Origin of the sequence: Ramlibacter sp. (genome assembly GCF_035655895.1) — a bacterium.
GTDB lineage: Bacteria > Pseudomonadota > Gammaproteobacteria > Burkholderiales > Burkholderiaceae_C > Ramlibacter.
The window spans coordinates 95,421-111,820 of sequence record NZ_DASRTN010000013.1 but is presented as its reverse complement, the minus strand read 5'-3'; the positions used below and the strand labels follow the sequence as shown (position 1 = coordinate 111,820).

Here is a 16,400-nt window from a genome sequence, read left to right as displayed (position 1 = left end):
ATCGATGAACATGATGGCCGACCCCGCCGTGCTCGCGCAGCAGCCCCAGGGCGCGCGGGGCGGCGACCGCCGCTTCGGCGACGTGATCCTGGACGTGCGCAACATCTCGCTCGCCTTCGGCGGCGTCAAGGCGCTGACCGACATCTCGTTCGATGTGCGCGAGCACGAGATCCGCGCCATCATCGGCCCGAACGGCGCCGGCAAGAGCTCGATGCTCAACTGCATCAATGGCGTCTACCAGCCGCAGCAGGGCACCATCACTTTCCGCGGCAAGAGCTTCCGGCACATGCGCAGCCGCCAGGTCGCGCAGATGGGCGTGGCGCGCACCTTCCAGAACCTGGCGCTGTTCAAGGGCATGAGCGTGCTGGACAACATCATGACCGGCCGCAACCTGCGCATCCGCAGCAACCTGCTGCTGCAGGCGCTGCGCATCGGCCCGGCCGAGCGCGAGGAGATCCGCCACCGCGAGCACGTCGAGCGGATCATCGACTTCCTGGAGATCCAGGCATTCCGCAAGACGCCGGTCGGCCAGCTGCCCTATGGCCTGCAAAAGCGCGTGGACCTGGGCCGCGCCCTGGCGATGGAGCCGCAGGTGCTGCTGCTGGACGAGCCGATGGCCGGCATGAACGTCGAGGAGAAGCAGGACATGTGCCGCTTCGTGCTCGACGTCAACGACGAGTTCGGCACCACGGTGGTCCTGATCGAGCACGACATGGGCGTGGTGATGGACATCAGCGACCGCGTGGTGGTGCTCGACTACGGCCGCAAGATCGGCGACGGCACGCCGGACGACGTGCGCGGCAACCCCGACGTCATCAAGGCCTACCTGGGCACGGAGCACTAGACGCCATGGGCTTCTTCCTCGAGACGCTGCTGGGCGGCCTGATGGCCGGGATGCTCTACTCGCTGGTGGCGCTGGGCTTCGTGCTGATCTTCAAGGCGTCCGGCGTCTTCAACTTCGCGCAGGGGGCGATGGTCCTGTTCGGCGCCCTGGCGATGGCGCGCTTCGCCGAGTGGCTGCCCGCCTGGACCGGCATCGACAGCCGGCTGTTCGCCAACGTGGGCGCGTTCCTCATCGCCGGCGCCATCATGTTCGTGGTCGCCTGGCTGATCGAGTTCCTGGTGCTGCGCCACCTGGTCAACCAGGAGGGCGCCACGCTGCTGATGGCGACCCTGGGCATCACCTACTTCCTCGAGGGCGTCGGCCAGACGCTGTTCGGCAGCAGCATCTACAAGATCGACATCGGGATGCCCAAGGACCCGGTGATCGCCTTCGAGTCCACCTTCCAGGGCGGCATCCTGATCAACAAGGAAGACCTGATCGCCGCGCTGATCGCCGCCGCGATGGTCGCGCTGCTGAGCGTGTTCTTCCAGAAGACCGGCACCGGCCGCGCGCTGCGCGCGGTGGCCGACGACCACCAGGCCGCGCAGTCCATCGGGATCCCGCTCAACCGCATCTGGGTGATCGTCTGGTGCGTGGCGGGCGTGGTGGCACTGGTGGCGGGGATGATCTGGGGCAGCAAGCTGGGCGTGCAGTTCTCGCTGGCCACGGTGGCCTTGCGCGCGCTGCCGGTGGTGATCCTGGGCGGCCTCACCTCGGTGCCGGGGGCCATCCTGGGCGGGCTGATCATCGGGGTGGGCGAGAAGCTCTCGGAGGTCTACATCGGCCCGCTGGTGGGCGGCGGCATCGAGATCTGGTTCGCCTACGTCCTGGCCCTGGCCTTCCTGCTGGTGCGGCCCCAGGGGCTGTTCGGCGAGAAGATCATCGATCGCGTCTGAGGTGCGCCAGCATGCTGTACCGGGAAAACGGCCAGTTCAAGACCAGCTACCGGGCCGACCAGCAGATCTTCCCGATCCTGCAGGACCGGCTGGCGATCGTGCTGCTGCTGGTGGTGGCCTACGCGGTGGTCCCCGGCCTGGCCAGCGACTACCTGTTCCGCGCCATCCTGATTCCGTTCCTGATCATGGCGCTGGCCGCCCTCGGGGTGAACATCCTGGTGGGCTACTGCGGGCAGATCTCGCTCGGCTCGGGCGCCTTCATGGCGGTGGGTGCCTACGGCGCCTACAACTTCTTCGTGCGCATCCCCGACATGCCGCTGGTGCCGGCGATCCTGCTGGGCGGGCTGTGCGCGACGCTGTTCGGCATCCTCTTCGGCCTGCCCAGCCTGCGCGTCAAGGGCCTCTATCTCGCGGTGGCGACGCTGGCCGCGCAGTTCTTCGCCGACTGGATGTTCCTGCGCATCAAGTGGCTGGTGAACGACTCGCCGTCCGGATCGGTCGGCGTCTCGGGCCTGCAGGTGTTCGGCCTGCCGCTCGACAGCGCCGCGAGCAAGTACTGGTTCTGCCTGGTCCTGCTCACCGTGATCAGCCTGCTGGCCAAGAATCTGGTGCGCAGTGCCATCGGCCGCGAGTGGATGGCGATCCGCGACATGGACGTGGCGGCCGCCGTGATCGGCATCCGGCCGATGTACGCCAAGCTCAGCGCCTTCGCGGTCAGCTCGTTCATCGTCGGCGTCGCCGGCGCGCTGTGGGCGTTCGTCTACCTGGGCACCTGGGAGCCGGCGGCCTTCTCGGTCGACCTGTCGTTCCGGCTGCTGTTCATGGTGATCATCGGCGGCCTCGGCTCGATCATGGGCGCGTTCTTCGGTGCCGCCTTCATCGTGGTGCTGCCGATCCTGCTGAACCAGGTGCTGCCGTCGCTGCTGGCCCTGGCCGGAATCCCGATCTCCACCGCCGGGCTCTCGCACGCCGAGCTGATGATCTTCGGCGCGCTGATCGTCTGGTTCCTGGTGGTCGAGCCGCATGGGCTGGCGCGCCTGTGGTCCACCGGCAAGCAGAAGCTGCGCCTGTGGCCCTTCCCGCACTGAGCCGCTGCTCGCAAGTCCCGATGCGCGCCGCCGGACACCGTCTTCCACTGCCCCTGTCCACAACCACACGATTCCCTCGAAGGAGACATTGATGGCACTTCGTTCCCTCCTCCTGGCCAGCCTGGTGGCCGGGGCCGCGCTCGGCAGCGCGCCGGCGGCGATCGCCCAGGCCAAGGAGCAGTTCTTCCCGCTGCTGTCGTACCGCACCGGCCCGTACGCGCCGAACGGCACGCCATGGGCCAACGGCAAACAGGACTACCTGAAGCTGATCAACGCGCGCGACGGCGGCATCAACGGCGTCAAGCTCACCTGGGAAGAGTGCGAGACCGGGTACGCCACCGACCGCGGCGTCGAGTGCTACGAGCGCCTCAAGGGCCGCCCGGGCGTGACGCTGTTCGACCCGCAGGCCACGGGCATCACGTTCGCGCTGACCGACAAGGTGCCGACCGACAAGATCCCGCTGATCACCGTGGGCTACGGGCTGTCGGTGGCGCAGGACGGCCAGGCCTTCCCCTGGAACTTCCCGCTCATGGGCAGCTACTGGACCGGCGCCGACATCCTGATCCAGCACATCGCCAAGAAGGAAGGCGGGCCGGCCAAGCTCAAGGGCAAGAAGATCGCGCTGGTCTACCACGACTCGCCGTTCGGCAAGGAGCCGATTCCGCTGCTGCAGGAGCGCGCACGCATGCACGGCTTCGACCTGAGCCTGATTCCCGTCACCGCACCGGGCGTCGAGCAGAAGGCGGCCTGGCTGCAGGTGCGCCAGCAGCGCCCCGACTTTGTCCTGCTCTGGGGCTGGGGCGTGATGAACTCCACCGCGCTGAAGGAGGCGCAGGCCACCGGCTATCCGCGCGACAAGATGTACGGCGTCTGGTGGGCCGGCGCCGAGCCCGACGTCAAGGACGTGGGCGAGGGTGCCAAGGGCTACAACGCGCTGGCGCTCAACACCTCGGGCACCCAGCCCAAGGTGATCCAGGACATCCTGAAGCTGGTGCACGACAAGGGCCAGGGCACCGGACCGAAGGACGAAGTGGGCTCGGTGCTGTACACGCGCGGCGTGATCATCCAGATGCTGAGCATCGAGGCCGTGCGCCGGGCGCAGGAGCGCTTCGGCAAGGGCAAGGTCATGACGGGCGAGCAGGTGCGCTGGGGCCTGGAGAACCTCAACCTCGACCAGAAGCGGCTCGACGCGCTGGGCTTCGCCGGGATGCTGCGGCCGCTGTCGACCAGCTGCTCCGACCACATGGGCTCGACCTGGGCGCGCGTGCACACCTGGGACGGCAGCAAGTGGAACTTCAGCAGCGACTGGTACCAGGCCGACGAGCAGATCCTCAAGCCGATGATCAAGACGGGGGCCGAGCGGTACCTGGCCGACAAGAAGCAGACCCGCCGGACGGCCGCCGAGTGCCAGTCCTGAGGTCGTCGCGTCGACGGTTCTGCCTGGCGGCGGACTGACGGCGCCCGCGCCCTCCCGCTGGCCGGGAGGCGAGGCGGCTCCGGAGGAGCCGCCAAACGGAAGGCCCGCGCCTTCCGTTTGGCCGAGGCAAGGACATGGAACAAGACACTGCTGCCCCACCGGAGAAGGTCGGCGTCACCGCCGGCAGCGCCGACCACGCCCGGCGTCCACCCCACGAGGAAGCGTCCGCGCGCGCGCAGGCCGGCGCGCAGACAGGCGCGCAGGGGCGGCGCATCGTGCTGGACGTCAACGGCATCGAGGTCATCTACAACCATGTGATCCTGGTGCTCAAGGGCGTGTCGCTGCAGGTGCCCGAAGGCGGCATCGTGGCGCTGCTGGGCGGCAACGGCGCGGGCAAGACGACCACGCTGCGCGCCGTGTCCAACCTGCTGCAGGGCGAGCGCGGGCAGGTGACCAAGGGCACGATCGAGCTGCGCGGCGAACGCATCGAGAACCTCTCGCCGGCCGACCTGGTGCGGCGCGGGGTGGTGCAGGTGATGGAGGGCCGGCACTGCTTCGCCCACCTGACGATCGAGGAGAACCTGCTGACCGGCGCCTACACGCGGTCCAGCCGGGCCGAGGTCGCGGCCAACCTGGAGAAGGTCTACGGCTACTTTCCGCGCCTGAAGACCCGCCGCGGTTCGCAGGCGGCCTACACCTCGGGCGGCGAGCAGCAGATGTGCGCGATCGGCCGGGCGCTCATGGCCAGCCCCAGCATGGTGCTGCTCGACGAGCCCTCGATGGGCCTGGCGCCGCAGATCGTCGAGGAGGTGTTCGCGATCGTGAAGGACCTCAACGCGCGGGAGGGCGTCACCTTCCTGCTGGCCGAACAGAACACGAACATGGCCCTCAAGTACGCGGACTACGGCTACATCCTGGAGAGCGGCCGCATCGTCATGGACGGCCCCGCCGCCGACCTGGCCAGCAACGAGGACGTCAAGGAGTTCTACCTCGGCATGGGCGGCGCCGAGCGCAGGAGCTTCCGCGACGTCAAGAGCTACAAGCGGCGCAAGCGCTGGCTCGCCTGACCGACTGCAGGGCCACGAACCATGACCGACCACTTCGATGCGCTGGAGACGCGCGACCCCGAACTGCGCGAGGCGCAGCAGATGGAAGCCCTGCGGCGGCAGCTGCGGCACGCCCGGCAGGCGGCGCCCGCGTACGGCGCCCTGCTGGCCGAGGTCGAGCCCGCCGCCATCACCTCGCGCGCCGCCCTCGCCCGCCTGCCGGTGCTGCGCAAGCACGAACTGCAGGAGCGGCAGCGCGCGCTGGGCGCCACCGATCCCTTCGGCGGGTTTGCCGCCATCGTGCGCGGCCCGGCGATGGGGCGCATCTTCGCCTCGCCCGGCCCGATCTACGAGCCGGAAGGCCGGGCGCGCGACTACTGGCGCACCGCGCGCGCGATGTTCGCGGCCGGCTTCCGCGCGGGCGAGCTGGTGCACAACGCCTTCAGCTACCACATGACGCCGGGGGCCTTCATCATGGAAGCGGGGGCGCATGCGCTGGGCTGCACCGTGTTCCCGGCCGGCGTCGGCCAGACCGAGCAGCAGCTGCAGGCCATCGCCGAACTGCGCCCGTCCGCCTATGCCGGCACGCCCAGCTTCCTGCGCATCCTGCTGGAGAAGGCGCAGGAGGCCGGCTCGGACGTGGCGAGCCTGCGCAAGGCGCTCACTGGCGGCGAGGCGCTGCCACCGAGCCTGCGCGAATGGTTTGCGCAGCGGGGCCTCGACGTGTACCAGAGCTATGCGACCGCCGACCTCGGCCTGATCGCGTACGAGACCTCCTCGCGTGAGGGCCTGGTGGTCGACGAGGGCGTGGTCCTCGAGATCGTGCGGCCCGGCACCGGCGACCCCGTCGCGCCAGGCGAGGTGGGCGAGGTCGTGGTGACCAGCCTGAACCCCGACTACCCCCTGATCCGCTTCGGCACCGGCGACCTGTCGGCGCTGCTGCCCGGGCCGTGTCCCACCGGGCGGACCGGCCCGCGCATCCGCGGCTGGCTCGGGCGCGCCGACCAGACCACCAAGATCCGCGGCATGTTCGTGCACCCCGGCCAGGTGGCCGACATCGCCCGGCGCTTCCCGCAGGTGCTCCGGGCACGGCTGGTGGTCAGCGGCGAGATGGCCAGCGACGCCATGACGCTGAAGGTCGAGGCGGTCGACCCGCCGCCGGGGTTGGCGCTGCGCATCGGCGAAGTCATCCGTGACGTGACGAAGCTGCGTGGCGACGTGGAGCTCGTCGCGCCCGGCACGCTGCCCAACGACGGCAAGGTCATCGAGGACGCGCGCAGCTACCGTTAGCACGCCGCGCGCGCCCGCGGTGCGCGCGGGCATCAGGTCTTTCCCGCTACGTAATTCCCGCGATGACCCGCGCCGGGGGTGCGTCGTACCATTGACCGATTTTTCTTATAGGAGACTCGACATGTCCGCATGGAAGACCGTGGTTCCGGCCGCGCTGCTGGCCTTCACCGCCCTGGGCGTGCACGCGCAGGGCGCGTTCCCCGGCGACAAGCCGATCACCCTGGTGGTGCCGTTCACGGCCGGCGGCCCGACCGACCGCGTCGCGCGCGACCTGGCCGAAGCGCTGCGCAAGCCGCTGGGCGGCGTGACCGTGGTGGTCGACAACGCCGCCGGCGCGGGCGGCTCGATCGGTGCGAACAAGGTGGCCAAGGCGGCGCCGGACGGGCACACGCTGCTGGTCCACCACATCGGCATGTCGACCATGCCGACCCTGGTGCGCAACATCCCCTTCAAGGTCGAGTCCGACTTCGAATACCTGGGCATGATCAACGACGTGCCCATGACGCTGATCGGCAAGCCCGCGCTGCCGGCCAACAACTACAGGGAACTGACCGCCTGGATCGCCCAGAACAAGGGCAAGATCAACCTGGGCAACGCCGGCGTGGGTTCGGCCTCGCACCTGTGCGGGCTGCTGTTCCAGAACGCGGTGAAGGTGGAAATGACGACCGTTCCGTACAAGGGCACGGCGCCGGCGATGACCGACCTGATGGGCGGCCAGATCGACCTGATGTGCGACCAGACCACCAACACCGCCTCGCAGATCGAGGGCAAGAAGGTCAAGGCCTATGGCGTCACCACCGCCGGCCGTCTGTCGCCCCCGGCGCTGAAGGACCTGCCCACGCTGCAGGAATCGGGCCTCAAGGACTTCCAGGTCACCATCTGGCACGGCCTGTACGCTCCCAAGGGCACCCCCGCCGACATCCAGAAGAAGCTCAACGACGCACTGAAGGTGGCACTGAAGGATCCTGACTTCATCAAGAAGCAGGAAGGCCTGGGTGCCGTGGTCGTGGCCGACAAGCGCGCCGAGCCGGCCGAGCACAAGAAGTTCGTGCAGGGCGAGATCGCCAAGTGGAGCCCGATCATCAAGGCGGCCGGCGTCTACGCCGACTGATGCCGCCACATCGGCGGCGCGCACCCGCGGCGCTGCCGGCCCGATGACCGCCAGCAAGGCCGCCTTCGGGCGGCCTTGTGCCATCCGGCGGCGGCTCGGGTCCAGGACGGCGCCGCCCCGCGCTTTCCCCACCCTCGCAGCGCCCCTCCCGATGGCATCATGGCCCGCACCGCGGCCGGCGGACGCCGGCCTTCTCGATGCGCGCCGTGGCACCGCATCGATCGATCCCATCCAGAACCAGGAGACTCCCATGATCCAGATCCACGGACCTTCCCGCCGGCACCTGCTGGCGCTCGCGGCGGCGTCCGCGTTCGCCGCGCCGGCGCTTGCGCAGTCGCAATGGCCGACCCGGCCGGTGCGCATCGTCGTGCCCTTCGCGCCGGGCGGCACCACCGACATCCTGGCCCGTGCCACCGCGGTGGAGCTGAGCAAGGCCTTCGGCCAGCAGTTCGTGGTGGACAACAAGCCCGGCGCGGGCGGCAACATCGGTGCGGACATCGTGGCCAAGGCGGCGCCGGACGGCTACACGCTCCTGATGGGGACCGTGGGCACGCAGTCGATCAACAAGTGGCTGTACAGCCGCATGCCGTTCGATCCGCAGAAGGACTTCACCCCGATCACCCTGGTGGCGGGCGTGCCCAACGTGATGGTGGTGAACACCGAGAAGGCCAAGGCGCGCAACATCAGCACGGCAGCCGACTTCCTGCAGTACGCCAAGGCCAATCCCGGCAAGCTGAACATGGCCTCCAGCGGCAACGGCACCTCGATCCACCTTGCTGGCGAGCTGTTCAAGACCATGAGCGGCACCTACATGACGCACTTCCCGTTCACCGGCTCCGGGCCGGCGCTACTCAGCCTGGTGGGCGGGGACATGGACGTGATGTTCGACAACCTGCCGTCCTCGATGCAGCTGATCAAGTCGGGCAAGCTCAAGGCGCTGGCCGTGACCAGCGCGCAGCCGTCGGCCGCGCTGCCCGGCGTGCCGACCGTGGAACAGGCCGCCAACCTCAAGGGCTTCGAGGCGAGCTCGTGGTTCGGGCTGCTCGGCCCGGCCGGCCTGTCGCCCGACATCGCCAACCGCATCCAACAGGAAGTGTCCAAGGCGCTGGCCACGCCGGAGATGAAGGAAAAGCTGCTGGCCCAGGGGGCCAATCCCAGTGGCAACACCCCGGCCCAGTTCGCCGCCCTGATCGACGCCGAGCTGAAGAAGTGGCAGCCGGTCGTGAAGGCCTCCGGCGCGAAGGTGGACTGACCGGGGCCGCTCGCGCGACGCGGGCGCACAAGCAGGAAGGCCGGGCATGCCCGGCCTTCTGGCGTCTGGCGCGCGGTGGGCGGGCCGGTTGTCCGGGGCTCAGACGCCCCAGACGATCTCCTTGCCGGCCTGCCCGCAGCGGCGCAGCATCTCGATGAAGGGGACGGCGCGCTGCCGCAGCGACACCGCGTCGAATCGCGGCGGCACCTCGCCCTTGGCCTTGGCCTCCTCGATGGCGGCCCGGTGCTCGGCCTCCTCCTGCTCGATGGCGCGCTCCAGCGCGGTGACGGCAGCCGGCATCTGCGCCGGTTCGATGATGCCCTGCGGTCCGGCATCCTTGCCGATGATCTCCAGGATGCGGCGGCCATTGGGCTCCAGCATGATCAGGTCGCCGGCGGCCTTGCTCTTGAACTTGTACAGCATCAGCGGTAGATGTACTCGCGGTTGAACGGGTAGACCGATTGTGCGCCCGTGAGGGCACCGGTCTCGGGCCGGCCGTCAGGCCGCGACGCGAGCAGCTGGTGCAGCGAGATCCAGCCCTGCTCGAAGCTCATCGCGCAACCGGCCAGGTAGAGCCGGTAGGCGCGCAGCACCTTGCCGGCCTCGCGCTCGGCGCCGGTGGTCTCGAGCACGCGCTGGGCTTCGGGCAGCTGCGCTTCCAGCCCGTCGGACCAGGCCCACAGCGTGCGCGCGTAGTGCGGCCGCAGGTTCTCGGCATCCAGCATCTCGAGCCCGGCCGTCGCCATCTCGCGCAGCACCTGGCTCACGTGCAGCAGTTCGCCGCCGGGGAAGATGTACTTGCCGATGAAGTCGCCCATGCCCGCGCCCAGGGCGGTCGTGTTCACGCCGCCGGCGGTGATGCCGTGGTTCATCACCAGCCCGCCGGGCTTGAGCAGCCGGTGGATCTTGCCGAAGTACACGGGCATGTTGGCCAGGCCGACGTGCTCGAACATGCCGACCGAGGCGATCTTGTCGAACGGATACGCCTCGTCCAGGTCGCGGTAGTCGCGCAGCTCCATCCGCACCCGGCCCTGCAGGCCCCGCGCCTGGATCAGCCGGTTCACGTGCGCGTGCTGGTTGCGCGAGAGCGTGATGCCGGTCGCATCCACGCCGTAGTGCTCGGCGGCCCACAGCAGCAGCCCGCCCCAGCCCGCGCCGATGTCGAGAAAGCGCTCGCCCTGGCGCAGCATCAGCTTGCGGCAGATGTGATCGAGCTTGGCCTCCTGTGCCTGCGCGAGCGACATGCCGGCCTCGCGGTAGTAGGCGCACGAGTACACGCGCCGCGGATCGAGCCACAGGGCGTAGAAGTCGTCGGACACGTCGTAATGGAACTGGATCTGCTGCGCGTCCTTCTGCGGCGAATGCTGCGCCAGCGAACGGGCCCGCCGCAGCATCTGGTCCCACCAGCCGGTGTCGCTGTTGACCGGGCTGCCGGGCAGCAGGTGCGCGGCAGCAGCCATCACGTCCCGCATGGTCCCCTCGACGTGCACCCGGTCCTCGACGATGTCCTCGCCGAGCTTGCCGATCTGGCCGGCGGCCAGCCCGGCCAGATGGGACCAGTCACGGAAGGTGAGGACCACCTGCGCCTGCGCCGATCCGACCCGCCGGCCGCCGGGCAGGCACAGGGCCACGGAGACCGGCGAGCCGGCCAGCTGCGTTTCGATCCTGCGGAGCAATGCGTCCATTCGCAAATTCTTGCGACGGGCTGCATCGTGCGTCAATGGCAGAGTTTGTAGGACGGCGCCTCATTCCCGGCTTGACCGGATTTACTTGAGACTTAAACTATTCAGGTCTCGACTCCTCTTCCCCTGCCATGGACATGGAAGCGCGCGCGCACAGCGAGCACCCGGAGGCCCTGCGGCTGTGGCTGCGACTGCTCACCTGCACCCAGCTGGTCGAAAAGCAGGTCCGCGGTCGGCTGCGCGAGCGGTTCGACACCACGCTGCCGCGGTTCGACCTGATGGCGCAGCTCGAGCGCGCGCCCGACGGCCTGAAGATGAGCGAGCTGTCGCGCCGCATGATGGTCACCGGCGGCAACGTCACCGGCATCACCGACCAGCTGGTTGCCGAGGGCCTGGTCGACCGGGTCGACGTCGAAGGCGATCGCCGGGCCTGGCGGGTGCGGCTGACGCCCAAGGGCCGCCAGCTGTTCCAGGAGATGGCGCTGCAGCACGAGGAGTGGATCGTCGCCGCCTTCTCCACGCTGTCCGACAAGGACATGGCCACCCTGCACCGCCTGCTCGGCAAGGTCAAGGAGCAGGCCCTGGCCGCCTCCGTGTCGCAGGCCGACTGATTCGCCCCCGAGGAGCACTCCCATGTCCGCCCAGACCGATCGCTTCGTGCACGACCGACTGCCGCCGCGCGCGCAGTGGCCCGAGCTGCGCTACGACCTGCCGCAGCTGCAGCTGCCCGACCGGCTCAACCTCGTGGAGGAGCTGCTGGACAAGGCGGCCGCCAAGGGCTGGGCCGAGCGGCCGCTGCTGCGGTCGCCGCGCATCACCCTCAGCTACGCCGACGTGCGCGAGCGGGTCGACCGCATCTGCCGCGTGCTGGTCGAGGACCTCGGGCTGGCGCCGGGCAACCGGGTGCTGCTGCGCGGCGGCAACTCGGTCGGCCTGGCGCTCGCCTGGCTGGCCGTGGTGAAGGCCGGGCTGGTCGCCGTGGCCACCATGCCGCTGCTGCGCGCGCGCGAGCTCGGCGACATCCTGGAGCGCGCGCAGCCGGCCGTGGCACTGTGCGACGCCACCTTGCTGGAGGAACTGGAGCTGGCGCGGGGGGGCCACCCCGGCCTGCGCGCCGTGGTGGCATTCAATGCGATGAACCAGCCCGGATCGCTGGCGGTGCTGGCGGCGCAGAAGGAAGGCGATGTCCCGCCCTGCCCCACCGCCGCGGACGACATCGCGCTGCTGGCGTTCACCTCGGGCACGACCGGCAAGCCCAAGGCCGCGGTGCACACCCATCGCGACGTGCTGGCGGCCTGCGAGGCGTGGCCGCGGCACGTGCTGCGGGCCACCCCGGACGACATCGTCGTCGGCTCGCCGCCGCTGGCCTTCACCTTCGGCCTGGGAGGCCTGCTCGTCTTCCCGATGTGGGCCGGCGCGTCGGTGTACTTCGGCGAGGGGCCGTACACGCCCGAGTCGCTGGTGCGCACCATCGCCCAGACCGGCGCCACCATCTGCTACACCGCACCGACCTTCTACCGGCAGATGGCCCCGCATGCCCGCGAGCTGGGCGTGGGCCGCCTGCGGCTGTGCGTGAGCGCCGGCGAAGGTCTGCCGGACGCGACCCGGCAGCTGTGGAAGCAGGCCAGCGGGCTGGAGATGCTCGACGGCATCGGCGCCACCGAGATGTTCCACATCTTCATCTCGTCGGCTCCGCACGAGGTGCGCCGCGGCGCGATCGGCAAGGTGGTGCCGGGCTACCAGGCCCGCGTCGTCGACGACGACGGCCGCGAGGTGCCGCGCGGCACCGTGGGCAAGCTGGCGGTGATCGGCCCGACCGGCTGCCGCTACCTGGACGACGCGCGCCAGACCGGCTACGTGAAGGACGGCTGGAACCACCCGGGCGACGCCTTCGTGCAGGACGCCGACGGCTACTTCTTCTACCAGGCGCGCACCGACGACATGATCATCACGGCCGGCTACAACGTCGGCGGCCCGGAGGTCGAGGACGCGCTGCTGCGGCATCCGGCGGTGGCCGAGTGCGGGGTGGTCGGCAAGCCCGACGAGGAGCGCGGGATGATCGTCAAGGCGTTCTGCGTGCTCAAGCCCGGGCACGCGCCCGACGCCGCGCTGGTGCGCACCCTGCAGGAACACGTGAAGGCCAGCATCGCGCCCTACAAGTACCCGCGCGAGATCGAATTCGTGGCGGCGCTGCCGCGCACCGAGACCGGCAAGCTGCAGCGGTTCCGGCTGCGGCAGATGGCGCAGGCGGCCGCGGCCGCCTGACTCAGAAACCGCTCTCGCGCACCAGCACCGTGAGCAGTTGCCGCACGGAGGCCACCAGGGCGTCCAGCGGCCCGGTGGGCACGTGCAGCCGCCCGGGCAGCAGCAACGGCGGCGCGGGCGCATCGGTCTCGATGTCGACCTGGTAGAGCGTCTCGCGCATCTCCCATTCGCCGCGGGCGTTCTGGCTGGCCACGAGGTCGCCGCCGTGCTGGCCGCCCAGCAGCGGATGCGGCAGCAGCCGCGAGCCGGTCGTGTCCAGCCGCACCACGCGGCCCGACACCCGCGGCTGCTCCGGCAGGCGCGGCACGAAGCGCACCTCGTCGCCGGCCCGCAGGCGCCGCACCTGGGAGCCGGTCACCCAGGCGCGCACCTGGGCGCGGCCGGTGCCGACCACGCGCCCGAGCAGCTTGCGCGGATGCACCCAGCGCCCCGGCTGCAGGTCGGCCGGCATGTCGACCATCCGGCCGGCGTGGTTCGCGCGCACCGTGAGCAGGGCGGCCTCCTCCCGGATCGCCTGCTGCTCCGACAGGGCCTGCGCCAGCTCCTCCTGCAGCACCAGGCTGCGCTCGCGCTGTACGTCCGTGGCCGGGATGCGCGCCAGCTCGCCCTGGGCGCGCAGCAGCTTCACCTCGTTGGCCTGCGCGCGGAAGGCCAGGTCCGGCGACTCGAGCTCGAGGAGCACGTCGCCGGGGCGCACCGGCTGGCCCGGTGCCACGCCGACGCGCAGCACGCGGGCCGGCGAGGGCGCGTACAGACGCGTCTCCTCGGCGGCCATCAGCAGGCCGGTGGCGCGCGACTCGCCGGTCCAGGCCCACAGCGTGAGCCCACCCGCGGCCAGCGCCAGCAGCAGCGCGAGGCGGGCCCAGCGCGGGCGCAGGTGCTCGCGCAGGCCCCACAGCGCACCGGCCTCGCGCGCCACCGGTGCCACCAGGAACCAGCCCAGCTCGACGAGCATCAGCACGATGCCCAGCAGCTTGAAGAACGCGAAGTACACCAGCAGCGCAATGCCGAAGAACACCACGGCGCGGTAGGCCCAGGTCACCAGCGCGAAGGCCACCAGGAACCGGCCCATGCGGCGCGGGTGGTGCTCGGGCGCGGGTCGCTCCAGGCCCCACAGCTCGCGGCGCACCCACCAGCGCGCCATCGCGCCGGCGCGCTCGTGCAGGTTGGGAAAGTCCAGCGCGTCCGACAACAGGAAGTAGCCGTCGAAGCGCATGAACGGACTGGCGTTGATCGACAGCGTGAGCAGCAGCGAGGTGGTCGACAGGAAGAACAGCGCCGAGCGCAGGCCGCCGGGCGGTGTCAGGGTCCAGAGGAACAGCGCCACCAGCGCGATCGCCATCTCGGTGGCGATGCCGGCGGCGGCGATGCGAAAGCGCGCCCTGTGGTCCTGCAGCTTCCAGCTGTCGCTGGTGTCCGTGTAGAGCACCGGCCACATGACCAGGAACGCCACCCCCATCACCGGCACCCGCACGCCGTGGTGGCGCGCGACGAAGGCATGGCCGCCCTCGTGCAGCACCTTGGCGACCGATGCGGCGACGGCCGATGCCACCAGGCCGTCGAAGGTGAGCAGGCCGGCCAGGGCCTCGCTGTAGGCGTTCCATTCGCGCGCCAGCAGCACCGGCGTGAGGATGCCGATCACGACCAGGGCCACCCGCACGGGCAGCGACACCAGCCGGCGGGCGTGGGGCAGCCAGCGCACCAGCCAGGCATCGGGCCGCAGCAGCGGCACGCGGAAGAACAGGTAGTGGTGCAGCAGCCAGGTGAACCAGTGCAGCTGGGTGCGCTTCCACATGTCGCGCAATGCCAGGAAGCCGGCGCGATCGCCGGCCGTCACCAGCTGGTAGCGGGCGAGCAGGTCGCGCAGCGCCATCACCTCGGCGGGGTCGACCGCGAGGCTGCCCTCCTCCTCCATGCGGGCGGCGACCGCGCGGGCGCTCTCGCCGGCCTGCCAGTGGTACAGGATGTCGACGTCGACCAGGCCGAGCTCGAAGTAGCGGTTGCGCAGCGGATCGTGGATGCGAAAGCGCGGCGAACCGTCGCGGAAGGTGCCCACGCGCTGGATGTGCAGGTCGGGCCGCAACGGCGGCAGGGGCGCGTCGGCCGGATCCCCCGGCGTGCCGAGTGCCAGGCCCTGCATCAAACGCCCAGCAGCCGGCGCAGCGACGCCAGCGGCCGTCGCAGCAGGTAGTAGCCGAGCGGCACGTAGCCGCCGTACACCTTGGCCGTGCCGCGCAGGCCCAGCCGCGGCAGCTCGGTGCCGCCGGCGAACTCGGCGCGCAGCACGTAGGCCAGGCTGGCGTCGACGGTGGGCTCGGCCTCGTAGCCGACCACGGTCAGGCGCGCATCGAGCGCCGACAGCGGCGCCACGTTCTGGAAGAAGCGCACGTCGGCACCCGGCGAAACGGCGATCACGTCCTCGGCCGCCAGGTGCACCGTGAGCGCGGCGCGGGCCGGATCGGCGACGGTGGCGATGCGCTCGCCGGTCGCCAGGCTGCGGCCGATCCACTCGTCGGGGCTGGAATAGATCACCAGCCCGGCCGAGGGCGCGCGCAGCTGGATGCGCTGGAGCAGCTCTTCGACCGAGGCGACTTCGGCCTGCCGCTCGTCGACCCGCGCCTTGAGCGTGAGCAGGTCGGCCCGGCTCTGGTCGTCGCCGAACGCCTTGGAGCCGGCGCGGGCGAGTTCGGCGCGCGCGACCTCCAGGCCCTTGAGGGCGACCGCGTGCCGGTTGCGCAGCACGGTGTCGTCCATCGAGGCGATCAGGTCGCCGGCCTTGACCAGCGCATTGGGGGCGACATGGAACCGGGCGAGCACGCCTTCGGTGGGCGCGGTGATCGAGGCCGGCACCAGGGGCGTGACTTCGGCCGGGCCGAGAGCTGCCAGGCGCACCGGCACCACCGCCAGCAGCAGCAGCGCCAGCACCGCGCCGATCTGCACCTTGCGCGTGAACACGCGCCGCAGTTGCGCCAGCGAGATCCAGCGGCGCCCCTGCCAGGCCCCGAGCACCAGCGCGACCTGCCTCGCCGCCAGCTGCAGCACTGCCCCACCGCCTTCGCCCGGCGCCTGCTCGAAGCCGACCAGCAGCCAGCCGATCAGCACGCCGGCCGGGGTGGCCAGCCGGCACAGCACCGCGTGTTCGGGCAGCCACTCGCCCCAGTCCTGCGCGAGGTCGGGCGGCAGCGTGGCCGCCGTCAGCGTGGCGACCGGCTGCTCGCCGGCGTGCCGCGTGATGCGGGCCAGCCACTGGGCGAACGGCGCGTTCTCGTCGACCTCGTACAGGTGCGACACCGCCGCCACTCGCGCATGGCGCACCGGATCGGGCTGCAGCAGCACCGCGAGCCGGAAGGGCAGGATCACGCCCAGCCGGTTGACGGCCACGAAGGCGGCCTCGGCGGCCGACGTCGCGGCCACCAGCTCGGCCTCGTACTGCAGCAGGTCCTGCGCGGGGTCCTGGAACACCATCGCGC

The 16,400-nt window shown here is 70.6% G+C and carries 14 protein-coding genes; 10 read left to right on the top strand and 4 right to left on the bottom strand.

Annotated elements, in window-relative coordinates; translation table 11 throughout:
* Positions 1–13: 13 nt before the first annotated feature.
* The 8 genes from VFE82_RS14875 to VFE82_RS14840 all read left to right on the top strand — a co-directional run bounded on the left by VFE82_RS14875 (position 14) and on the right by VFE82_RS14840 (position 8,983).
* A complete protein-coding gene (locus VFE82_RS14875) occupies positions 14–844 on the top strand; it encodes an ABC transporter ATP-binding protein (RefSeq protein ID WP_414708773.1) in 831 nt (276 codons plus the stop codon).
* Between the two features lie 5 nt (positions 845–849).
* A complete protein-coding gene (locus VFE82_RS14870) occupies positions 850–1,779 on the top strand; it encodes a branched-chain amino acid ABC transporter permease (protein ID WP_325001097.1) in 930 nt (309 codons plus the stop codon).
* Between the two features lie 11 nt (positions 1,780–1,790).
* The gene (locus VFE82_RS14865; RefSeq protein WP_325001096.1) at positions 1,791–2,867 is read left to right on the top strand and encodes a branched-chain amino acid ABC transporter permease; all 1,077 of its coding nucleotides are present in this window, start codon (positions 1,791–1,793) and stop codon (positions 2,865–2,867) included.
* Between the two features lie 91 nt (positions 2,868–2,958).
* Complete coding sequence (locus VFE82_RS14860; RefSeq protein WP_325001095.1) at positions 2,959–4,284, top strand: ABC transporter substrate-binding protein; 1,326 nt, start codon at positions 2,959–2,961, stop codon at positions 4,282–4,284.
* A gap of 134 nt (positions 4,285–4,418) precedes the next feature.
* On the top strand, positions 4,419–5,351 hold the full coding sequence (locus VFE82_RS14855; protein ID WP_325001094.1) for an ABC transporter ATP-binding protein: 933 nt from the start codon (positions 4,419–4,421) through the stop codon (positions 5,349–5,351).
* A 21-nt stretch (positions 5,352–5,372) separates the two neighbouring features.
* On the top strand, positions 5,373–6,620 hold the full coding sequence (locus VFE82_RS14850) for a phenylacetate--CoA ligase family protein (protein ID WP_325001093.1): 1,248 nt from the start codon (positions 5,373–5,375) through the stop codon (positions 6,618–6,620).
* Between the two features lie 121 nt (positions 6,621–6,741).
* Entirely contained in the window at positions 6,742–7,731 is a 990-nt protein-coding gene (locus VFE82_RS14845) for a tripartite tricarboxylate transporter substrate-binding protein (protein ID WP_325001092.1), read from the top strand.
* A gap of 250 nt (positions 7,732–7,981) precedes the next feature.
* Positions 7,982–8,983 carry a tripartite tricarboxylate transporter substrate binding protein gene (locus tag VFE82_RS14840; RefSeq protein WP_325001091.1) on the top strand — a complete coding sequence of 334 codons (1,002 nt, stop codon included), beginning with the start codon at positions 7,982–7,984 and terminating at the stop codon, positions 8,981–8,983.
* A 99-nt stretch (positions 8,984–9,082) separates the two neighbouring features.
* Here VFE82_RS14840 and VFE82_RS14835 read toward each other — a convergent pair whose 3' ends face one another.
* Together VFE82_RS14835 and VFE82_RS14830 are read right to left on the bottom strand one after the other, a co-directional pair.
* The gene (locus VFE82_RS14835) at positions 9,083–9,406 is read right to left on the bottom strand and encodes a DUF1840 domain-containing protein (protein ID WP_325001090.1); all 324 of its coding nucleotides are present in this window, start codon (positions 9,404–9,406) and stop codon (positions 9,083–9,085) included.
* Positions 9,406–10,668, bottom strand: a complete 1,263-nt coding sequence (locus VFE82_RS14830) for a class I SAM-dependent methyltransferase (RefSeq protein ID WP_325001089.1) — start codon at positions 10,666–10,668, stop codon at positions 9,406–9,408. The genes VFE82_RS14835 and VFE82_RS14830 overlap by 1 nt, the downstream gene beginning before the upstream one ends.
* Before the next feature lie 128 nt (positions 10,669–10,796).
* Here VFE82_RS14830 and VFE82_RS14825 point away from each other — a divergent pair, with 128 nt between their 5' ends.
* Together VFE82_RS14825 and VFE82_RS14820 are read left to right on the top strand one after the other, a co-directional pair.
* Positions 10,797–11,276 (top strand): MarR family transcriptional regulator, encoded by a 480-nt coding sequence (locus VFE82_RS14825; RefSeq protein WP_325001088.1) that lies wholly within the window; start codon positions 10,797–10,799, stop codon positions 11,274–11,276.
* 22 nt (positions 11,277–11,298) lie between these two features.
* On the top strand, positions 11,299–12,930 hold the full coding sequence (locus VFE82_RS14820; RefSeq protein ID WP_325001087.1) for an AMP-binding protein: 1,632 nt from the start codon (positions 11,299–11,301) through the stop codon (positions 12,928–12,930).
* A 1-nt stretch (position 12,931) separates the two neighbouring features.
* On the opposite strand, the gene VFE82_RS14815 is transcribed toward VFE82_RS14820, so the two are convergent.
* Positions 12,932–15,070, bottom strand: coding sequence for an HlyD family efflux transporter periplasmic adaptor subunit (locus tag VFE82_RS14815; RefSeq protein WP_325001086.1), 2,139 nt, complete (start codon positions 15,068–15,070; stop codon positions 12,932–12,934).
* A complete protein-coding gene (locus tag VFE82_RS14810) occupies positions 15,070–16,395 on the bottom strand; it encodes an efflux RND transporter periplasmic adaptor subunit (RefSeq protein WP_325001085.1) in 1,326 nt (441 codons plus the stop codon). The genes VFE82_RS14815 and VFE82_RS14810 overlap by 1 nt, the downstream gene beginning before the upstream one ends.
* Positions 16,396–16,400 lie beyond the last annotated feature (5 nt).